A 15,473-nucleotide genomic window follows, 5' to 3' on the forward strand; every position below is an offset into this window, starting at 1 on the left:
CGCAGTCACCTGTCGCACCGTCAGAGCACTCTGCGCGCACAACGAGGGAGTCGGTCGCATGGCCGGAGGGCGGAACACCGCTTCAGCAGCAGCCGCACGGGGACCGGTGACGATCAGCTTCGCCGGGTACAACCGGGCGTGGGCGGCATGGATCGCCAGCCGGCTGGAGCGGCACGGCCTCCAGGTGTCGATGCAGCGCTGGGACCTGCTGCCGGGGACCAGCGTGCAGCAGGGCCTGCGCGACCTGCTGCTGTCCGAGGGCCGGGTGCTGGTGGTGCTCAGCGAGTGGTACTTCCGGCTCGGCCCGCGTGACCCGGAGGAGTGGAACGAGGCGCTGCGCGAGGTCGTCCCCGAGCACAGCGACCGCTTCGCCGCGGTGTGCGTCACCGCCGCCTCGCTGCCCAGCGCCGCGGCCTCGCTCAGCGCGGCCGACCTGTGGGGACTGGGCGCGGCGGAGGCCGAGCGTCGGGTGCTGTCCCGGCTGGGCGTCTCCCCGCCGCGCTCGTCCGCCGGCGACACCCTCAGCGGCGCCGGCGGCCCCCGCTTCCCGCTGGAGCAGCCCTCGGTGTGGGGCGGCGTGCCGCGCCGCAACACCCGCTTCACCGGCCGCGAGGCGCTGCTGTACGGGCTGTACCAGCAGTTGACCGCCGCCGAGCCCGGCGCGGCCGTCGTCACCCTGCACGGCCTGTCCGGCGTCGGCAAGACCCATATCGCCACCGAGTTCGTGTACCGGTTCGGCCTGGAGTACGACGTGGTGTGGTGGGTGCGCGCTTCCGAGCGCGGCACCCTGCGCGAGAAGCTCGCCGGCCTCGCCCCCGCCCTCGGCCTGGTCACGGGGCGGGAGTACGGCGAGCGGCTGCGGGCGGTGCGCGACGCGCTGCGCCGCGGGGACCCGTACTTCCGGTGGCTGGTGGTGCTGGACGGCGCGGACCAGCCCGAGGAGATCCACGACCTGGTGCCGACCGGGCCGGGACATGTGCTGATCACCTCGCAGAACCGGGAGTGGGGCGAGCACAACAGCGCCCTGATCGAGGTGCCCGTCTACGACCGCGACGAGTCGGTGGCGTTCGTACGCCGCCGGGCGCCGCGGCTGGACAACGCCGACGCGGACAAGCTCGCCGAGGCGCTGGGCGACCTCGCGCTGGCCCTGGACCAGAACGCGGGCGCCCTCAACGACTCGAACATGCCGGTCGACGAGTACATCGAACTGCTGCGGCACGGCGCCGACGTGGAGCCCGGTCTGAAGGTCGCCGCCGACTTCCAGATGACGTACTTCACCGCCTTCTCGATACTCCTCAACCGGCTGCGCGAGGACAAGCCGGAGGCGGTCGACCTGCTGCGGCTGTGCGTGTTCTTCGCGCCCGGGCCGATCCCGGTCCGGCTGCTGCGCGACCTGCCGATCCGCGACGTGCCCGAGCGGCTCGCCGGGCTCATCGAGGACCCGCTGCTGTGGAACTCCGCCATCGGCAAGCTCGCCCAGTGGTCGGTGATCCAGTCCGACCCGCAGGAGACCGACACCGAGGAGTCGGCCGGCTCCACCGACGTCGTCCAGATGCACCGGCTGGTCTACCAGGCGGTGCGCGCCGACATGCCCCGCGAGGAGCAGAGCCTGTACTCGCGGGTGGTGCGCAAGCTGCTCGCCGCCGCCGACCCCGGCCGCCCCAACGACACCCGGCTGTGGCAGCGCTACGCCGAGATCGTGCCGCACCTGGAGGCGTCCGGCGCGCTCAGCTCGACCAACCCCGAGATCCAGTCGACCGTCCTGAACTGCCTGCGCTACCTGTACTTCTCGGGCGAGTACCGCGCCGCCCAGCGGATCGCCGCGGCCGCCGCCGAGATCTGGCCGCGGCTGCTGGAACCGGACCACCCCCGGCTGTGGGACCTGCTGCACAACCAGGCCAACGCCATCCGGGCCACCGGCGACTACACCACCACCGAGGCCATCGACCGCCGCGCGCACGCCCGGCTCAGCGCCGACCGCGGCCCCAACGACCTGCTGGCGCTGCGCGCGGCCGGCAGCCTCGCCGCGGACCTGCGGGCGCTGGGCGAGTACGACGAGGCGCTCGACCTGTCCCAGCGGGTCCGCGACAGCTACCGCGAACTGCTCGGCCCGCAGGACGCCCGCACCCTGGTCGCGCAGAACAACATCGCCGTCACCTACCGCCTGCTCGGCCGCTACCACGACGCGCTGGAACTGGACCGGCAGACCATGGAGGCGCTGCGCGAGCAGTTGCGCGACCGGCACAACCTGACGCTGTCGTCGGAGAACTCCTACGCCCACGACCTGCGGCTGCTCGGGCGCTACGAGGACGCCACCTCGGTCCAGGAGCGCAACGCCGACATCCACCGCATGGTGCTCGGCCCGGACAACCCGCAGACGCTGCGCGCCCAGCACAATCTCGCGCTGTGCCACCAGCGCGGCGGCGACCGGCCCAAGGCGGCCGTCTTGCTCGCCTCGCTGCTGGAGCGCTGCGAGCGGGTGCTCGGCGACAGCGATCCGCTGACCGTGCGGGTGGCGGCCACCTTGTCGACCTTCGAGCGCGAGCACGGCGACCTGGACCGCGCCCGCGAGCTGGGCGAGGCCGTGCTGTCCCGCTACCGCACGCAGTTCGGCGCCGGCCACCCGTACACCGCGGGCGCGCTCGCCAACCACGGGCTGCTGCTGCGGGCGGCCGGCGAGCGCCAGCAGTCCCAGATCGAGGTGGAGGACGCGCTCGCCGCGATGAGCCGCGTCGTGGGCGAGGAGCACCCCTGGACGCTGGGCTGCGCGCTCAACGTCGCCGCGGCCCGCAACTTCGCCGGGGACCCGGAGGGCGCCGCCGAGCTGAGCCGGATCACCGCGGACCGGGCCGCCGCCCGGCTCGGCAAGGACCACCCGCTCAGCCTGTCCTGCCGGGTCGCGCTCGCCACCGACCTGCGGAACCTGCGGCGCCGCCCGGAGGCCGACAAGGTCGAGGAGGAGGCGCTCGAGGCGCTCGCCCGCACGCTCGGCCCGCAGCACCCGCACACCATCTCCGGGCGCTCCCGCAGCCGCCCGTACTGGGACTTCGAACCGTTCAGCTCCTGACCGGGCCGCGCCCGCCGCGACCCGCGCACGCCACCACCGCCTTGGGGGACGAGGAAGATGCCCGTAGTCAGCGGCCCGCCCGGCGCCTCGGGCGCGCCGCCGGTCCAGGTCCAGGTCGAGGTCCAGCCCGGCCCGGCGCAGCAGTCCGGCCCGGCCGGCCCCGCCGAGGGCGTGTACGGCGCCACCCGCGGCAATCCGGCCCGGCGCGTCGCCGAACTGTCCCGCGACGTGTACGACGACGGCATCGCGCTCGCCTGCCGCTGCGCGGAGGTCGCCGCCGCCCGGTTCCGGGCGCTGCCGGACGGCACCCGGCCGCAGGAGGTCGAGATGCAGTTCGGCATCAAGATGGACGCCTCGCTCGGCGCCTACGTCGTGCAGAGCTCCGCCGAGGCCCAGTTACAGGTGACGTTCCGCTGGCACACCGGCGCCGCGTCGTGACGGCCGGGATCACGATCCTGCCGTACAGCTACGTCGTCGGCCAGGAGGAGCTGAAGCTCGCGCTGGAGCTGAACTTCATCGCCGAGGCGATCGGCGGGGTGCTGATCTCCGGTCAGCCGGGCACCGCGAAGTCCACCGTGGTGCGGGCGTTCGCGCTGATGGCCCGCGGCCGGCTGCCGGTCACCCTCACCATCGACGCCACCGACGACCGCGTCCTGGGCGGCTGGGAGCTCAACGCGCTGCTGCGCGGCGAGACGACGGAGCAGCCCGGGCTGCTGGAGGCCGCCCACGCGGACGGCCTGCTCTACATCGACGAGGTCAACCTCCTCAACGACCACGTGGTCAACATCATCCTCGACGTGTCCTCCACCGGTGTGCTGTCGGTGCAGCGGGAGGGCCTGGACAAGGTGATGAGCGTCCGGTTCGGCCTGGTCGGCACGATGAACCCCGAGGAGGGCGGGCTGCGGCCCCAACTCCTGGACCGGTTCGGCCTGATGGCCACCGCCCAGCCGCTCGACACCGCCGGGCGGCACGCGATGCTGCGCGCGGTGCTGCGGTTCGACGAGGAGAGCGCGGACCCCGGATCGGTGTGGCTGGCCGAGGGGCGCCGGCTGGACCGGGAGCGCCGCGACCAGTTGCTGGCGGCCAGGGCCCGGCTGTTCGACGTCGAGGTCGGCGACGACGTCGTCGGGCTCTGCGCGAAGACCGCCGCCGCCTTCCAGGTGGTCGGGCACCGCGGCGAGGTGGTCATGCTCCAGGCCGCCCGCGCCCAGGCCGCCGCCGAGGGCGCCCCCGCGGTGACCGCCGCCCACCTGCGGGTCACCGCGCCGCTCGCGCTGCGGCACCGGCGCCCCGAGAGCACCCACGGCGGCTCGGCCGACTGGGCGCCGGACGACCTCGAACGCCTCGACCAGCTGCTGTCATGACCGGCCGCGACCCCGCCGATGCGTCGTTCGGCCGCCTCCTGCGGGTGTTCGCCTGCGCCGCCGCCGACCCCCGCCTGTCCGGCGTCCTACTCTTCGACGTCCCGCCGGCGCTGACCGCCGAGGTCGTCGGCCTGTTCTCCGCGGCCGTCGCCGAGGGCGGGCAGGTGGTGCACCTCGGTGCGGCCGTACGCGAGGACGACCTGTGGTCGCGGACGCGGCTGCGGCCCGCACGCGGGCGGATCGCGCTGGACGTGCTCCCCGGGGACCTGGTGGAGGCCGACCCGGCCGCGCCGCCGCGCGCGGTGGTCGTGCCGGACCTGGCCCGCCTGCCGCTGCCGGGGCTGCGGGCAGCGGTCACCGTGCTGGGTGCGGAGGCGGCCTCCGTCGAGCGGCACGGGGCCAGCGCGACCTGGCGGCCGCGCGCCCGCTGGCTCGCCTTCTGCCGCACCGAGGACGCCGGACGGGTCTCCCCGCACCTGCTCGACCGCTTTCCGCTGCGCTTGGCGGTGCCCGGACTGCGGCTGCCTGCTGACCGGACTGCTGCTGACCGGCTGCCCGTCGACCGGACTGCTGCCGACCGTCTGGCCGCCGACCGCTTGCCCGCTGACCGGCTGCCCGCTGACGGTCCGGCCGCCGACGGTCCGGGTGCAGACCGTCCGGCCGGCGGCCGGACTGCCGCCGACCGGACTGCCGCCGACCGGACTGCCGCCGACGGTCCGGGCGCCGACCGTCTGGCCGCCGACCGGACTGCTGCTGATCGTCCGGCCGCAGACCACCTGCCCGCTGACAGCCCGGCCGCCGACGGTCCGGGCGTAGACCGTCTGGCCGCCGACCGGCTGCCCGCCGACGGTCCGGCCGTAGACCGTCTGGCCGCCGACCGGCTGCCCGCCGACGGTCCGGGCGCTGACGGTCCGGCCGGTGACCGGCTGCCCGCTGACGGTCCGGCGGCTGGCCGCCCGGCCGCCGGGCGGTACCGCCGACCGCCGCTCGACGAGGAGGCGCTCGCCCGCGTCGCGGAGCAGCCCGGGGAGCGGCGGGCCCTCGCGCTGGCCCGCATCGCCCGCGCGCTGGCCGGCCTCGCCGACCCCGCCGCGCCCGCCACCACCGCCGCCCATGTCGCCGAGGCGGCCCGGCTGATCGGGCTCGCACCGGACCGCCCGCCCGCGCCCGACACCGACCGGCCGCGGCCGGACCGCCCCGAGCCGCTGCCGCCGCCCGAGCCGCCCGCCGCACCGCCGCAGCCGGAGGGCGCCGAGCCGGGCTCGGCGGTCCACACGACCGAACTGCCCGCCCCCGGCCCGGAAGAACCGCTCACCCCCTTCGCCGACCCGGCGCCCGCCCGGCCCGAGCCCGGCGGCCCCTACCCCGAGGACGAGGCCGAGCCGCTGCGGGAGTACGCGCCGCTGCGCGCGGCCTGGCGGCGCGCCTCCGGCCCGGCCGCCGACCGCGGCCCGGTCACCGGCATCCGCCGCGCCACCGACCTGCGGGACCTCGCACTGGTGCCGACCGTCATCGAGGCGGCCAAGCACCAGCGGCTGCCCGGCCGGGTCCGCGACCGCGGCGCCCTGGCCATCACCGCGGGCGACCTGCGCAGCCACGCCCGCGCCGCGGAACCCGAGCGGATGCTGGTGCTGCTGCTGGACCACACCAGCCGGCCCGGGCCGGACTGGCAGCAGGCCATCGCCCCGTACGTGCAGTGGGCGTACGCCGCCCGCGCCACCGTCGCCGTGGTCGAGGTCGGCGGCGCGCCCACCGCCGACGAGCTGCGCGCGCACACCTTCCACGCCCGCAACGTGCTCGACCCGCGGCTGGCCGAGGCACTGGAGCGCACCCCGGGCCGGGCCAGCCCGCTCGCCCACGGGCTGCTGCTCGCCGCCCAGTTGGTGCGCCGCGCGTTCCAGCAGCAGCCGACCGCGCTCGCCGAGGCATGGCTGGTCGTCGCCAGCGACGGCCGCGGCAACATACCCTTGCGCACCAGCCTGACCGGGATGCACGAGGGGCCGGTGGGCCGGCGCGGGGTGCAGGACGCGCTCGTCGCGGCCGGCCAGTTCGGCGCGATGGGCCGGATGCGGCTGCACACGGTCGTGCTGGACACCGGCGCGCAGCCGTACGCGGAGCTGCCGTTCGAGCTGGCCGACGCGCTCGGCGGGAGCGTGGTGGCCGGGCCCGCGACGGAGGGGGACGAGGATGCCGCCGGCTGACCGTATGCGGCGGGCCACCGCGTGGATCACCGGGGTCCGCGGCGCGGCGGGCGCCGGCCCGCGCAGCCCGCGGCCGGCGCCGCTGCCCGTGCCGCGCCCGGCCCGCGCACCGGACGCGGCGGTCCCGGACACCCCACCCGAGGCGCTGGGCACCGCCACCACCGACCCCACCGGGCGGCTGCCGGGCGGCCTCGCCCAACTCCGGGTGCAGCGCGCCCGGTCCGCCGCCGGCGAGCCCGCGTACGTGCTCACCGGCACCTGCGGCGGGTCCGAGGAGGAGCGCCCGTACGGGCCGCCCGAGCCCCAACTGCCTCCCACGGACATCAATCTGGCCCGGGTGCACGCCGCCGGCGCGGTGCCCAGCCAGTTCTACCGCGCGGTGCGGCACTGGTCGCAGCTGCAACGGCCGCTGGTCGGCTGGCTCAACGACCAGCGGGCCCGGCACGGCGCCGCGCTGCACGTGGTGGTCTGGGACGACACCGACTACGAGATCCCGTGGGAACTGCTGCTGCTCACCACCGGCGACGGCGGTCCCGACCTGCCGCTGGGGGCCGCCGTGCCGGTGGCGCGCTGGACCACGATCCGGGAGCTGCGGCGCCCGCTGCTGGACGTGCCCGCGGACTGCTCGGGCCGGGTCCTCGGCTACTTCGACGGGCGGATGCGCCAGGACATCGACGTCTTCGCGCCCTTCGACCACGAACCGCACACCGACGTGGACCGCTTCCTGGACCGCCTCGACGAGCGCCGCCGCGACCCCGACCGCCCGGACCACCCCGACAACCCCGGCCGCGCGGACCGCCCCGACCACCCGGACCGCCCCGGCGACCCGCACCACCCCGGCCTCGGCCTGGTCTACATGGGCTGCCACGGCACCCACGGAAAGCGCATCGACGACCTCACGGCGGGCATGCTCACCTGGCACGAGATGGACGAGCCGGCGATGCGCGCACTGCGGGGCGGCACCGGGAGCGACGGCACCCTGGTCTGCCTCAACGTCTGCCACTCCGGGCGGCTGGTGGAGAACAAGGGCGGCGGTGAGGACGCGTTGCGCGGCTTCTCCGAACTCTTCCTGCGCAAGGGCGCCAAGGCGTGCATCGCCACCCGCGGCGAGGTCGGCGAGAGCGAGGCGCGCGCCCTGCTGCGGCACCTGGTGAAGTACGCCCGCGAGCGGCCGGGCGTACCGCTGGCCCACATGCTCCGCGACTTCCGGGCGCTGGCGGTCGGCCAGCTGCCCCGGCGGCTCCCGCGCACCCGGGAGCCCGGCGGCGGCCAGGACGTCGAGGCCCAGCGCCGGGTGCTCACGCTGCTCTACCACTTCATGTACGTCTACTACGGGCACCCGCTGACCACGCTCCGGCTCACCTCCGGCCGCCGCGGACCGGAGGCGCGGTGAGCGGCGAGGGCGCGCGGCTGCGCGTCGAACCGGTCGTGGCCCGGCCGCGCGTGGCGGAGGCAGGCTGCGGCTACCTGGTCACCGTGGACCTGCGCAGCACCTGCGACCCCGGCGAATGGCCCTACGAGCAGGAGGAGTTCGCGTTCGGTGTCGCGCTGGACGGCGGCCCCGAACTGCTCTGCGAGGCACTCGGCCACCCCTCGGTGGTGCTGCACCGCTTCGGCGGCACCTACGGTCCGGCGCGGTTCGTGGTCACCGCGAACGGCCGCCCGGGACCTGCCGAGTTGCGGCTGTCGGTGTTCAACGGGCACGGCGTCCCGGTGCGTACGGCCGGGCTGCCGGTGCGGATCGTGGCCACGGGAGCTGCGGCCGCCCTCCCCGTCGAGGGCGTCGCGGTACTGGCCGCGCCCGGCCGGACCGGTGGCCCGCCACCCGCCCACCGCGTCACCGTCAGCTACGCCGGCACCGACCGGCCCTGGGCGGTGTGGATCGCGCACCGCCTCGAACTTCAGAGCGTCCAGGTGTCGTTGCAGCGCTGGAACGTCGCGCCGGGCGCCTCGGTCGAGCAGGGCCTGCGGGACCTGCTGCTGTCGGGCAACCGGGTGCTGGTGGTACTCAGCGCCTGGTACTTCCGGCTGGGCCTGCGCGACCCGCAGGAGTGGAACGAGGCGCTGCGCGCGGTGGTCCCGGCGCATGCCGGCCACTTCGCCGCAGTCCGCGTCAGCGCCGCCGAACTGCCCGCCGCCGCAGCCTTGTTGGAGGGCGCCGACCTGTGGGACACCGCCGCGCCGGAAGCCGAGGCGCGGCTGCTCGCGGCGCTGGGCGTCGAGCGCGCCCAGCCGCCGGAGCAGACCGCGGACGGCCCGCGCTTCCCGCTGGAGCAGCCGGCGGTGTGGGGCGGTGTGCCGCGCCGCAACACCCGCTTCACCGGCCGCGAGGAGGTCCTCACCGCGCTGCACCGCCGGCTCGCCGAGGCCCCGTCGGGCGCCGCGGTGAGCACGCTCATCGGCCTGTCCGGCGTCGGCAAGACCCATGTCGCCACCGAGTTCGTCCACCGCTTCGCCGCCGAGTACGACGTGGTGTGGTGGGTGCCCGCCGGGGAGCGCGGCACCCTGCGCGAGCACCTGGCCGGCCTCGCGCCCGTCCTGGGCCTGGTGACCGGACGCGAGTACGGCGAGCGGCTGCGGGCGGTACGGGACGCGCTGCGCCGCGGGGACCCGTACGCGCGGTGGCTGGTGGTGCTGGACGGCGCGGACCGGCCGGAGGACGTCCACGACCTGCTGCCGGCCGGGCCGGGACAGGTGCTGATCACCTCGCAGAACCGGGAGTGGGGCGAGTACAACAGCGCCCTGGTCGAGGTGCCCGTCTACGACCGGGACGAGTCGGTGGCGTTCGTACGGCGCCGGGCGCCGCGGCTGGACGACGCCGACGCGGACAAGCTCGCCGAGGCGCTGGGCGACCTGCCGCTGGCGCTGGACCAGAACGCGGGCGCGCTCAACGACTCGCTCATGCCGGTCGACGAGTACGTCGAACTGCTGCGCCGCGGCACCGAGGTGGAGTCCGGTCTGAAGGTCGCCGCGGACTTCCAGATGACGTACTTCACCGCGTTCTCGATCCTGCTGAACCGGTTGCGGGAGGACCGGCCCGAGGCGGTGGACCTGCTGCGGCTGTGCGTGTTCTTCGCGCCGGGCCCGGTCCCGGTCCGGCTGCTGCGCGACCTGCTCGGCCGCGGCGCCGCCGGCGGGGACGACGGCACCGGCGCCGAGATCCCCCCCGAACTCGCCCGGCTGACCGCGGACCCCGAGGCGTGGGACGCGGCCGTCGGCAAGCTCGCCCAGTGGTCGGTGATCCAGTCCGACCCGCAGGAGAACGGCGCCGTGGAGCCGGCCGGCTCCACCGACGTCGTCCAGATGCACCGGCTGGTCTACCAGGCGGTCCGGGCCGACCTGCCCGAAGAGGAGCGCAGCCGCTACTCCCGGGTGGTGCGCGCCGCCCTGGTCGCCGCCGACCCCGGCCGCCCCAACGAGCCCGCCCACTGGCCGCGTTACGCCCAGATCGTGCCGCACCTGGAGGCATCCGGCGCCCTGGAGACCGCCGACCCGGCCGTCCAGACCACCGTGATCCGCTGCCTGCGCTACCTCTTCCTGTCCGGCGAGTACGGCGCCGGCCTGCGCACCGCCGCCCGCGCCAACGAGTACTGGCCGCAGCTGCTCGACCCCGGCGACGCCCGGCTGTGGGACCTCGCGCACAACCGCGCCAACCTGCTGCGCGCGCTCGGCGAGTACACCGAGAGCGAGGCCCTGGACCGGGACGCCTACGAACGGCTGAGCGCCGACCGCGGCCGGGACGACGTGCTGGTCCTGCGCGCCGCCGGCAGCCTCGCCGCCGACCTGCGCCAACTGGGCCGCTACCACGAGGCGCTGGACCTCGCCGAGCTGGTGCGCACCGGCTACCACCGGATCGGCGACGAGGGCGGCGAGCTGACCGCGCAGAACAACGTGGCCGTCACCTACCGCCTGCTCGGCCGCTACGCCGAGGCCCTGGAACTGGACCGGCGCACCCTGGCCGCCCAGCGCGACCGGCTCGGCGCCCGCCACGCCCGCACCCTGTCCTCGGCCGACTCCTGGGCGCTCGACCTGCGCCTGCTCGGCCTGACCGAGGAGGCGCTGCGGGCCCAGGAGATCAACTGCGCCCGGCACGCGGAGGTGCTGGGCCCGGACAACCCCCAGTCGCTGCGCGCCGAGCACAACCTCGCCGAGTGCCAGGGCCAGGCGGGCGACGGGCCGGGGGCGCTGGCGACCCTCGGGCGGCTGGTGAACCGCTGCGAGCGGGTGCTCGGCGAGACCGACCCGCTGACGCTGCGCGTCACCGCGTCGTACTCCTGCCACGAGCGCGCCCACGGCGACCTGGACCGGGCGCGGGCGCTGACCGGCACCGTACTGGACTGCTACCGGCGGCAGTTGGGCGGCGAGCACGCGTACACCGCCGGTGCGCTCGCCAACCACGCGCTGGTGCTGCGGGCGGCGGGGGAGCGGCGCGAGGCGGACACGCGGGCACAATCGGCGCTGGCGGCGATGGAGCGCGCGGTCGGCCCGGACCACCCCTGGACGGCCGGCTGCGCCCTGAACGCCGCCGTGGTGCGGCAGGAGGCCGGCGACCCCGCTGCCGAAGAGGCGGCACGGGACGCGGCCGCCCGCGCCGAACGGGCCCTAGGCCCGGCCCATGTGCTCACCGCGATGTGCCGCTCCGCCCACGCGGCGGCGCTGCGGGGCGCCGGCCGCGCGGCCGAGGCGGACCTGCTCGACCAGGACGCCGTGCGGGCCCTGACCGCCGCCCTCGGCCCCGGCCACCCGCGGACGGCCGCGGCCAGGGCCGGCGCCCTGCCGTGCTGGGACTTCGAGCCGTTCAGCGCGTGAGCGCCGGGAACGGCCGCCGGCCCCCTGCCCGGGACGGGACAGGGGGCCGGCGGCCGTACGGGGCCCGGGGCTGAGCCGGGCCGGAGGTCAGATCTCGAAGACCTCGTTCACCAGGTTCTGCTGCTGCTCCTGGTGCCGCTTCGCCGAGCCCACCGCGGGCGACGACGAGGACGGGCGGGAGACCCGGCGCAGCCGGTCCGCGTTGTCCGGGGCGGCACCCAGCACCAGGTCGAGGTGGTCGATCAGGTTGAGCGCGATGAACGGCCACGCCCCCTGGTTGGCCGGCTCCTCCTGGGCCCACACGAACTTCTGGGCCTTGGTGAAGGGCGCCAGCGCCTGCTGGATCTCCGTGCCGGGCAGCGGGTAGAGCCGCTCGATCCGGATGATGGCGACATCGCCCGCGCCGCGCTTCTCCCGCTCGGCGATCAGGTCGTAGTAGACCTTGCCGGTGCAGAAGACGACCTTGCGGACCGCCTCGGGCTGCACCGTGGTGTCACCGATCACCGGCTGGAACTGGCCGGTGGTGAAGTCCTCGGCCTTCGACGCCGCCGCCTTCAGCCGCAGCATCGACTTCGGGGTGAAGACGATCAGCGGCTTGTGGTGCGGGTTGTGCACCTGCCAGCGCAGCAGGTGGAAGTAGTTCGCCGGGGTGGTCGGGAACGCGACCGTCATGTTGTTCTGCGCGCACAGCTGGAGGTAGCGCTCGATCCGGGCCGAGGAGTGGTCCGGGCCCTGGCCCTCGTAGCCGTGCGGCAGCAGCAGGGTGACGCCGGAGGTCTGGCCCCACTTCTGCTCGGCCGCCGAGATGTACTCGTCGATGATCGAGGAGGCGCCGTTGGCGAAGTCGCCGAACTGGGCCTCCCACATCACCAGCGCGTCCGGCCGGGCCAGCGAGTAGCCGTACTCGAAGCCCATCGCCGCGTACTCGCTGAGCAGCGAGTCGTAGACGTTGTAGCGGGCCTGGTCCTCGGACAGGTACAGCAGCGGGGTGTAGTCCTCGCCGGTCACCCGGTCGATGAGCACCGCGTGCCGCTGGCCGAAGGTGCCGCGCCGGGAGTCCTGGCCGGCCAGCCGGACCGGGGTGCCCTCCAGCAGCAGCGAGCCGATCGCCAGCGTCTCGCCCATGCCCCAGTCGATGGTGCCGTCCTCGACCATGGCCGCCCGGCGCTGGAGCTGCGGCAGCAGCCGCGGGTGCACCGTGACGTGGTCGGGGATGTTCACCTGGGACTCGGCGATCCGCTTGACCACCTCGGTGCTGACCGCGGTCGGCACCGCGACCGGGAACTCCGCCTGGCTGTCCTGGCTCTGGCTCTCCGCCGGCGCCGCGACGGCCTCGCGGACCTCGGTGAAGACCTTCTCCAGCTGCCCCTGGTAGTCCTGGAGCGCCTGCTCGGCCTCTTCCAGGGTGATGTCGCCGCGGCCGATCAGCGACTCGGTGTAGAGCTTGCGCACCGAGCGCTTCTTGTCGATCAGGTCGTACATCAGCGGCTGGGTGAACGCCGGGTTGTCGGACTCGTTGTGGCCGCGGCGCCGGTAGCAGATCAGGTCGATCACGACGTCCTTGTTGAACGCCTGCCGGAACTCGAAGGCCAGCCGCGCCACGCGGACCACGGCCTCCGGGTCGTCGCCGTTGACGTGGAAGATCGGCGCCTCGATCATCCGGGCCACGTCGGTGCTGTACATCGACGAGCGCGCGGACTCCGGGGCGGCGGTGAAGCCGACCTGGTTGTTGATCACCACGTGCACGGTGCCGCCGGTGCGGTAGCCGCGCAGCTGCGACATGTTGAGCGTCTCGGCCACCACGCCCTGGCCGGCGAAGGCCGCGTCGCCGTGCAGCGCGACGGGCAGCACCGTGAAGTCGGTGCCCGCCTTGTTGATGACGTCCTGCTTGGCGCGGGCGATGCCCTCGATGACCGGGTCGACGGTCTCCAGGTGCGAGGGGTTCGCGGCCAGCGAGACGTTGATCTGCTCGCCGTCCAGACCGGTGAAGGTGCCCTCGGCGCCCAGGTGGTACTTCACGTCGCCGGAGCCGTGCATCGACTTCGGGTCGAGGTTGCCCTCGAACTCGCGGAAGATCTGCGCGTACGACTTGCCGACGATGTTCGCCAGCACGTTCAGCCGGCCGCGGTGGGCCATGCCGATGATGACCTCGTCCAGCCGGGACTCCGCCGCCGCGTCCAGCACCGCGTCCAGCAGCGGGATGACCGACTCGCCGCCCTCCAGCGAGAACCGCTTCTGGCCGACGTACTTGGTCTGGAGGAACGTCTCGAACGCCTCGGCGGCGTTCAGGCGGCGCAGGATGCGCAGCTGCTCCTCGCGCTCAGGCTTGGCGTGCGGGCGCTCGATCCGGTCCTGGATCCACTTGCGCTGCTTGGGGTCCTGGATGTGCATGTACTCGACGCCGACGGTGCGGCAGTACGAGTCGCGCAGCACCCCGAGGATGTCGCGCAGCTTCATCAGGGACTTGCCCGCGAAGCCGCCGACGGCGAACTCGCGCTCCAGGTCCCACAGGGTCAGCCCGTGCTCCAGGACGTCGAGGTCCGGGTGCTTGCGCTGCCGGTACTCCAGCGGGTCGGTGTCGGCCATCACGTGGCCGCGCACCCGGTAGGAGTGGATCAGCTCGAAGACCCGCGCGGCCTTGGTGACGTCGTCGTCGTGCCCGGTGTCGATGTCGGTGCGCCACCGCACCGGCTCGTACGGGATGCGCAGCGCGGCGAAGATGTCGTCGAAGAAGTCGTTCTCGCCCAGCAGCAGCTGGCTCATGATCCGCAGGAACTCGCCGGACGCCGCACCCTGGATCACCCGGTGGTCGTAGGTGCTGGTCAGCGTCATGACCTTGGAGATGCCCAGCTTGTTCAGGGTGTCCTGGGAGGTGCCCTGGAACTCGGCCGGGTAGTCCATGGAGCCGACGCCGAGGATCACCGACTGGCCGGGCATCAGCCGCGGCACCGAGTGCACCGTGCCCAGGCCGCCGGGGTTGGTCAGCGACGCGGTGACGCCGGAGAAGTCGTCCATGGTGAGCTTGCCCGCGCGGGCCCGCCGGACGATGTCCTCGTACGCCTGCCAGAACTCGAAGAAGTTCAGCGTCTCGGCCTTCTTGATGGCCGCGACGACGAGCTGGCGGTCGCCGTTCGGCTTCACCAGGTCGATGGCCAGACCGAGGTTCACGTGCTCGGGCTTGACCAGCGTCGGCTTGCCGTCCTTCACCGCGAAGGAGTGGTTCATCGACGGCATCGTCTTCAGGGCCTGCACCATGGCGTAGCCGATGAGGTGGGTGAAGGAGACCTTCCCGCCCCGCGCCCGCTTGAGGTGGTTGTTGATCACGATGCGGTTGTCGAAGAGCAGCTTCACCGGGACCGCGCGCACCGAGGTGGCGGTGGGCAGCTCCAGGGAGGCGCTCATGTTCTTGGCGACCGCGGCGGCCGGGCCGCGCAGCTGCACGTACTCCGTCGCGGCGGGCGTGGCGGCGGGCGCGGCGGCCGGTGCGGCGGCCGGCTTCGCGGCGGGCGTGGCCGCGGGCGCCGGGGCGGCCTTGGCCGGGGCCTGGGCGGCGGCGGGCTTCGGGGCCGCGGCGGGAGCCGGCTGGGCCGGCGCGGGAGCGGCGGCCTGAGCCGGGCGGGCCGGGGCCGGGGGCGCCGCGGGAGCCGGGGCGGGAGCCGCGGCGGCCTGCGGGCCGGCCGGGGCCGAGGGCGGCGTGGAGCCGGGTACGCCCGCGCTGGCGCGGGCGGCGGCGCCCGAGGCACCGCCCTGGCCCGCCGGGGCGGCCGGCGCGGCGGAGCCGTCCGGCTTGTAGTCGGCGAAGAAGTCCCACCAGGCTCGGTCTACCGAGTTCGGGTCCTGGAGGTACTGCTGGTAGATCTCGTCCACGAGCCACTCGTTCGGGCCGAAACCCGCTGCGGGGCCCTCGCCCTGCGCTTCGTGGTCGGTGGAGACACTAGAGCTATTGGGGGACTGTGGCGACACGGCGGCAACCGCCCTCTTCCGCTTCACAAGATGGTGGACAGCGGGAATAAAGGCTACGCCTACCTGGCG

At 74.8% G+C, this 15,473-nt stretch carries 7 protein-coding genes; 6 read left to right on the forward strand and 1 reads right to left on the reverse strand.

The window, feature by feature from the left end; translation table 11 throughout:
• The first annotated feature begins 58 nt into the window (after positions 1-58).
• From fxsT (AC3ERT_RS05870) to fxsT (AC3ERT_RS05895), 6 genes are read left to right on the forward strand one after another with little or no spacing between them, the layout of a single operon-like run.
• Complete coding sequence (fxsT, locus tag AC3ERT_RS05870; RefSeq protein WP_335977228.1) at positions 59-3,067, forward strand: FxSxx-COOH system tetratricopeptide repeat protein; 3,009 nt, start codon at positions 59-61, stop codon at positions 3,065-3,067.
• A 57-nt stretch (positions 3,068-3,124) separates the two neighbouring features.
• A complete protein-coding gene (locus AC3ERT_RS05875; protein ID WP_335977226.1) occupies positions 3,125-3,505 on the forward strand; it encodes a CU044_2847 family protein in 381 nt (126 codons plus the stop codon).
• Complete coding sequence (locus tag AC3ERT_RS05880) at positions 3,502-4,431, forward strand: AAA family ATPase (RefSeq protein ID WP_335977224.1); 930 nt, start codon at positions 3,502-3,504, stop codon at positions 4,429-4,431. The genes AC3ERT_RS05875 and AC3ERT_RS05880 overlap by 4 nt, the downstream gene beginning before the upstream one ends.
• Positions 4,428-6,632, forward strand: coding sequence for a hypothetical protein (locus AC3ERT_RS05885; RefSeq protein ID WP_435126068.1), 2,205 nt, complete (start codon positions 4,428-4,430; stop codon positions 6,630-6,632). The genes AC3ERT_RS05880 and AC3ERT_RS05885 overlap by 4 nt, the downstream gene beginning before the upstream one ends.
• Complete coding sequence (locus AC3ERT_RS05890; RefSeq protein ID WP_435126070.1) at positions 6,619-8,025, forward strand: CHAT domain-containing protein; 1,407 nt, start codon at positions 6,619-6,621, stop codon at positions 8,023-8,025. Before AC3ERT_RS05885 ends, AC3ERT_RS05890 begins: the two co-directional genes overlap by 14 nt.
• Complete coding sequence (fxsT, locus tag AC3ERT_RS05895) at positions 8,022-11,441, forward strand: FxSxx-COOH system tetratricopeptide repeat protein (protein ID WP_435173012.1); 3,420 nt, start codon at positions 8,022-8,024, stop codon at positions 11,439-11,441. The genes AC3ERT_RS05890 and fxsT (AC3ERT_RS05895) overlap by 4 nt, the downstream gene beginning before the upstream one ends.
• A gap of 87 nt (positions 11,442-11,528) precedes the next feature.
• Here fxsT (AC3ERT_RS05895) and AC3ERT_RS05900 read toward each other — a convergent pair whose 3' ends face one another.
• Entirely contained in the window at positions 11,529-15,404 is a 3,876-nt protein-coding gene (locus AC3ERT_RS05900; RefSeq protein WP_335977213.1) for a multifunctional oxoglutarate decarboxylase/oxoglutarate dehydrogenase thiamine pyrophosphate-binding subunit/dihydrolipoyllysine-residue succinyltransferase subunit, read from the reverse strand.
• Positions 15,405-15,473 lie beyond the last annotated feature (69 nt).

This window comes from Actinacidiphila sp. bgisy145, assembly GCF_057708125.1.